Annotated in this window: 6 protein-coding genes; 3 read left to right on the top strand and 3 right to left on the bottom strand. The window is 51.0% G+C overall.

The genetic code is table 11. The features are described from left to right. The first annotated feature begins 73 nt into the window (after positions 1-73). The 3 genes from F4Y39_12315 to F4Y39_12305 all read left to right on the top strand — a co-directional run bounded on the left by F4Y39_12315 (position 74) and on the right by F4Y39_12305 (position 2,355). Entirely contained in the window at positions 74-592 is a 519-nt protein-coding gene (locus tag F4Y39_12315; GenBank protein MYC14503.1) for a ferritin, read from the top strand. Positions 593-1,076: 484 nt separating this feature from the next. Continuing rightward, positions 1,077-1,958, top strand: coding sequence for an RNA polymerase sigma factor RpoD/SigA (locus F4Y39_12310; protein ID MYC14502.1), 882 nt, complete (start codon positions 1,077-1,079; stop codon positions 1,956-1,958). Between the two features lie 4 nt (positions 1,959-1,962). Continuing rightward, positions 1,963-2,355 (top strand): glyoxalase, encoded by a 393-nt coding sequence (locus tag F4Y39_12305; GenBank protein ID MYC14501.1) that lies wholly within the window; start codon positions 1,963-1,965, stop codon positions 2,353-2,355. A 60-nt stretch (positions 2,356-2,415) separates the two neighbouring features. Here the strand turns inward: F4Y39_12305 and F4Y39_12300 are convergent, their stop codons facing one another. From F4Y39_12300 to F4Y39_12290, 3 genes are all read right to left on the bottom strand, one after another. Beyond that, a complete protein-coding gene (locus F4Y39_12300; GenBank protein ID MYC14500.1) occupies positions 2,416-3,621 on the bottom strand; it encodes a Gfo/Idh/MocA family oxidoreductase in 1,206 nt (401 codons plus the stop codon). Beyond that, positions 3,621-4,937 carry a sulfatase gene (locus F4Y39_12295; protein MYC14499.1) on the bottom strand — a complete coding sequence of 439 codons (1,317 nt, stop codon included), beginning with the start codon at positions 4,935-4,937 and terminating at the stop codon, positions 3,621-3,623. The genes F4Y39_12300 and F4Y39_12295 overlap by 1 nt, the downstream gene beginning before the upstream one ends. Before the next feature lie 75 nt (positions 4,938-5,012). Further along, positions 5,013-5,336: a hypothetical protein gene (locus tag F4Y39_12290; GenBank protein ID MYC14498.1), complete on the bottom strand. Its 324-nt coding sequence runs from the start codon at positions 5,334-5,336 to the stop codon at positions 5,013-5,015. Positions 5,337-5,472 lie beyond the last annotated feature (136 nt).

The following is a 5,472-nucleotide window of genomic DNA, read 5'->3' as shown; positions in this document are numbered from 1 at the left end:
CCCATATTTTTCTTATACTTATCCCCCCCTTTTGGATACTGCTTTTTTCTCACTCTTGCAACAGGAGGACACCATGATTAACACAAACATAAACGCCGCGCTCAATGAGCAACTCAATATGGAATATTACTCGGCGTATAGTTATCTGGCAATGTCCGCGTATTTTCTCACGCAAAATCTCAATGGCTTTGCCCATTGGATGCGCATTCAAGCCCAGGAAGAACTCACCCATGGCATGAAGATATACGATTTTCTCGACGACCGCGAAGCCGATATACGCTTTAGCACCATTGAGACCCCCAAACAAAGTTGGGACAGCCCATTAGAAGTATTTGAAGACAGCCTTGCCCAGGAGCAAAGAGTCTCTCAAAGCATCTACAACATCGCCGATCTCGCCCTGTCCGAACGCGACCACGCCACCCATACCTTTCTCCAGTGGTTTATTGCCGAACAGGTCGAAGAAGAAGCCGTTGTCAGGGAATTGATCGACACGATTAAGCTGGTCGGCATAGAGGGCAATGGTTTGTTTTTGCTCGACCGCGACCTCGCCCAGCGACAACTCAACGGCACCTCTACTGCCGAGGACCAGTAGCAAGCCTGTAACTCGTTAAACAAGAGTTATTTATTGACAAATGAAACTCTATTTATTATTTTCTCTCAATATGCCAATAAGTGTTTCATCTAAAAATATGGCTTGCGTTGCAAAATATCAGGAGAATAGCAGAGAAAAATAGTTGCATTACAGAATTGAATCCGCTATCTTGTCTGCTCAAGTATTATCTTTCCCCTCAATACTTGCCCCACACTATGATTTGGTCGAACACACCGCTCCCCTGCGGCCCGTGGTCGTTTCCCCATCCAGATCAACTCCCCAAAGCGACACTCCCCTTATCTAAGTTGTCATATAATCGGGCCATTGGTATCCCCATGATCGATGCGCCGTATATTCTGGCAACAACCGATTCTCTCCCATACAGGAGTCGGAAGGTGTCACAGTACTTATTGTGAACCTTTGACGAGTTGAAACACAAGACACTCGATCAAGAGAGTCGATATCTCAGTCACGGGGGAAATACATGTCTGCCGCACTTATGAGTTACAGGACCTCAAACGGAACAAATGGAGGCAGTAGTTCCGCACTGGAACTCTATTTCAAAGACATCGCCTATAGCGAATTGCTCACACCACAAGAAGAAATTGACCTGGCCAAGCGCATTCGCAAAGGAGACCGCAAAAGTCTCAATAAAATGATCGAATCCAATTTGCGATTCGTCATTACCATAGCCAAAGAATATCAGGGACGCGGCCTGCTCCTGGAAGACCTCATCGCCGAAGGCAACATGGGTCTTGTCCGCGCAGCCACCCGCTATGACGAAACCGTTGGCGTCAAATTCACCACGTATGCAGTCTGGTGGATTCGGCAGGGCATCTTATCGGCATTGGCAGAAAAAGCCCGCATGGTGCGACTGCCCGTCAACAAAATCAAACACCTGAGCAAATTGGAACGCATATCCTCAGAACTCAAACAATCGCTGGGGCGCGAACCGCGTGTTGAAGAAATCGCTGCACAGGCCGAACTTCAACCCAAACAAGTGCAAGACCTCCTCAGCGCTTCGCGGTGGCATATCTCATACGACATGCCCCTTGAAGACGGCCCTGACACCAGCTTGCTGGAAATGTTGTCAGACAACGATCAGGAAACCCCTGAAGAGGCCATGCTTGAAAGCTCCATGGCAGAGGAAATACGCACCGCGCTCAACACATTGGCTCCGCGCGACGCCCGCGTGTTACGCCTCTATTTTGGCATTAACAGCGGTGAAACAATGACACTGGAGCAAATTGGCAACATCCTCAACCTGACCAAAGAGCGCGTGCGCCAAATACGCGACAAAGCTCTGGCAGCACTCAAACATCCCTCGCGCATGCGTAAAATGAGAACCTTATTGATGGAGAATTGATCCGGTGGCCAATCGCATGGAATCGGCTGGCCTGGGCATCACGCGCGTCAGCCATATCACATTGGTTACAGGTAACCTCGAGCGCGCATCGGCATTTTACGAAAAGCTCCTGGGGCTGCAACCCATTCCCCGGCCAGATTACGACTTTGCTGGTGCCTGGTATCGCTGTGGCGACATCGAAATCCACCTGATCCTCGCAGAAGAATACCCCCGTCCCTCGCGACGCCACATCGCCTTTGAAGTCGCCGACTTCGATCGCGTCATCACCTCGCTCGACCGCGAACGCGTGCGCGTTGCCTCCGGTCCCGGCGTGCGTCCACACGACGGTACGCGCTATGTTTTCGTACACGACCCGGATGGCAACCTCATCGAAATCGGTCGCCCGGGAAATGCGTAAAAGAAAACGGGTCGCTATCCTTCGAGATAGCGACCCGTTCTTACTCACCCCTCCAACCCCTCACACCAACCCCCACATCTGATCAATATCCTGCTGATACGCACAAACCTCGCCGGATACCACATCGCTCACCTGGACGACCTGTCCGCTTTTCCCAGACTCGTAAATAGCCTCACTCACGGCCTTGCTCTTAAGCCCCTCTTCGGCATCGATTTCCACATCGCGCCCAATACTCAGAGCATCGATAAAATCCCATAACTCAATCGCCATGCCATCGGTCAGCCCATAGGGAAAGAGGCGATCCTTTTCGCCCTGACTCAGTGAACCCAGAAACATATCCTGAAGCTGGGACACGCCATAAGCCGTGCCATCAACAAAATGGCACTCGCCGCGCGCCTGAGACGCCGCCGGATGGAAAATATCGCGCTCCACAATCGTGCCCTTGCTCCCCGTGAGATTGAGTTGTGTAAAACCCTTCCCCGGCGCGCTAACCGTCCACGACCACGTGCCGATCACGCCACTTTCAAAATTGAAAATACTGGTCCAAAAATCCTCGCGACTATCATCGACCAGATCCTCGCCTTTCTTATGTGGACGCTGTTCCATTTGCTCCACACGCGCATAAACACTCTCCACTTCTCCAAACCAGTAGCGCATGGTATCCACCCAGTGCGCACCGCTATCCATAACCATTCCGCAACCGCCGAGTTTGCGATCCACGCGCCAGTGCCAATCGGGATAATTCGCGGGATCCTGCCATCCCGACCTGATGGCGTACCACAATCTGGGTTCGCCGAGCGGCCCACCATTAAACGCCCAGTGAATCGTGCGCTGTCCAACACTGCGACGACACTGCTCGGCATTCGCGGCAATCCTATTGCAACGCTCGGCTGTATCGATAATTTTCTGCGTGGCTTTAACAGTTATACCAATGGGCTTCTCACACAAAATATTCACACCGCCTTCGAGCAACTCGCAGGCGAGCACATGATGCAGACCGTGGGGACTGCATATATCGGCCCCATCGAGATTGGACTCTGAATTGAGCAGATCCTCAACCGAGGGATAACTATTGACCTCCCATCCGGTCTTGCCATTAATCTGATCGGCAAATGCCTGCGCGCGACTGATATCGCTATCAACCGTAGCCACAATGCGAAAACGGTCTTCACCACTGTCAATAAGCTCTCCATACCGCCGAAGATGCCCACCGGCAATACCGCCACAGCCGACGAGCGCGAGATTTACAATTTTTCCTTTCGACATTACCCTTCCTTTCTCGTGTTATATTCCGCCATCGCCTCCCAATAATACGGCGTGGGAATCGGACTCTGGAGCGAAGGATCATTCACATCTTCCATCCATTGCCACAGACGCTGGCTCAACGCATTATACACATCCCTGTATTCGGGTTTATCGGCTACATCCTCAAATTCGTTAGGGTCATTTTCCAAATCGTAGAGTTGTGCCACCGGTTGTTTGATGCGCGGCCTTGGGGGATCGGTCATATCCACGGGCACATCTATCAGGCGCCGCGGACTGAAATTGCGAATAAACTTGTAGCGATCGGTGCGAACACTCCGACTATCGCTACCCTGAAAAATGGAAAAAGCCGCATCCCGCGTGGGTTCCGCATCGGGATCTTTGAACACACTGGCAAAACTCAAACCCTCCACATTATCCGGAACGGGATGCTGTATGAGATCCATAAGCGTGGGCAAAAAATCGACATTACTGAGCAGATGGTCACAGCACTGTCCCCCCCGAACACCCCCACCGGGCCAGCGCATAAGCAATGCAACGCCAATACCCGCGTCATAACAAAACCACTTCGCCCTCGGAAATTCAATACCATGATCAACCGTAAACACCAGCAGCGTATCGTCTTCTAACCCACTCTCCCTCAATGCATCGGTAATAATCTGAACCGCCTCATCCACGCGGCGGATCGCACCCTGTTGCAGAGCGAATTCTCGTCGCGACATCTCGTCGTCAACCAGATAAGGCGGCACATCAATACCCTTGCTATCATCGGGTCCCACATCGCCAAAATCGTGCGGACGGTGGGTCTCAAAAAAACCGACCTGCGCGTAAAACGGCGTCCTATAACCCGCGTCCGTCCTGAGAAAATCCGCCAGAGCCTCGGCAACGACAAGCGCGTTTGCGCGGCGACCATTATCATCGCGCTGTGCAAAAGTCGCTTCAAAACCTAAATCCTCGGTATTAGACGCCTCGTGTTGCAAACCAAAAAGAGCCGTGTAATAACCCGCATCCCGCAAAATATGCGAAAGATGTCGCTCCCCCTCATTAAAACACCAATCCCACGGCGAATGCGTCAACCCAATCAACCCATTGCTCTGCGGATAGCGCCCCGTAAGCATAGCTCCCCGGCTGGGGCTACACACCGGACTCGTCGTAAAATAATTGGTAAACTTGAACCCATCATCGGCAATCGCATCAATCGCGGGCGTATGTACCGTATCGACACCATAACACCCAAAATGCCGCCCCGTATCGTGCGTGGTAATAATGATAATATTCGGCATAAAAATCTCCGGAAACTTAAAAGGACCACCCAACATCTCCCAAAGCTGGATTGCGGCTCAAAACCATGCCGCAATGACGGCTTTGCTGATGAGTACTATCACTTCCCACTTCTAACTTTTTTTAAAGTGCTCAATAAAATGACAACGCCTGCAGCAAACGATAACATCTTCCACGCCCTCATTCCCCAGCGTCTTGTAGTGCAAGTGATGCACATGCAAATGCTCTTTGCTCCCGCACAAAACGCACTGGCAATTGTAATGGGCGAGAAACTTCTGCCTCTTAATCTGCCATGATTTAGAGCGAATATACCGGTCGTAATCGAGCGGTGGCTCAGCGCGGGCCAACTGCGCTATCAGGCGTTTTCTATCCACCTTGCGAATCCCCTTTGGGTGCGGTGTGGATTGCAGAATTTTCTTTCGCGTCTGTTCATTCATAAAACGCATGATAATTAAAAATCGAAAATTAAAAACGAAAAATAAACTCGCGTGGGTCGCGTTTTTCTTTTTCTGTGAGGGGAGATATTATATTTATTGTGGGAAGAGCACGAGAAAAAAGAAAAATAAGACCTTT

This window comes from Gemmatimonadota bacterium, from assembly GCA_009838845.1.
In the GTDB taxonomy this organism is placed as follows: domain Bacteria; phylum Latescibacterota; class UBA2968; order UBA2968; family UBA2968; genus VXRD01.
This window is presented reverse-complemented; position numbering and strand designations above follow the sequence as displayed.

Coding starts and splice junctions, on each gene's coding strand:
- F4Y39_12290 (MYC14498.1), bottom strand. CDS start 5,336: ATGAATGAACAGACGCGAAAGAAAATTCTGCAATCCACACCGCACCCA.
- F4Y39_12295 (MYC14499.1), bottom strand. CDS start 4,937: ATGTTGGGTGGTCCTTTTAAGTTTCCGGAGATTTTTATGCCGAATATT.
- F4Y39_12310 (MYC14502.1), top strand. CDS start 1,077: ATGTCTGCCGCACTTATGAGTTACAGGACCTCAAACGGAACAAATGGA.
- F4Y39_12300 (MYC14500.1), bottom strand. CDS start 3,621: ATGTCGAAAGGAAAAATTGTAAATCTCGCGCTCGTCGGCTGTGGCGGT.
- F4Y39_12315 (MYC14503.1), top strand. CDS start 74: ATGATTAACACAAACATAAACGCCGCGCTCAATGAGCAACTCAATATG.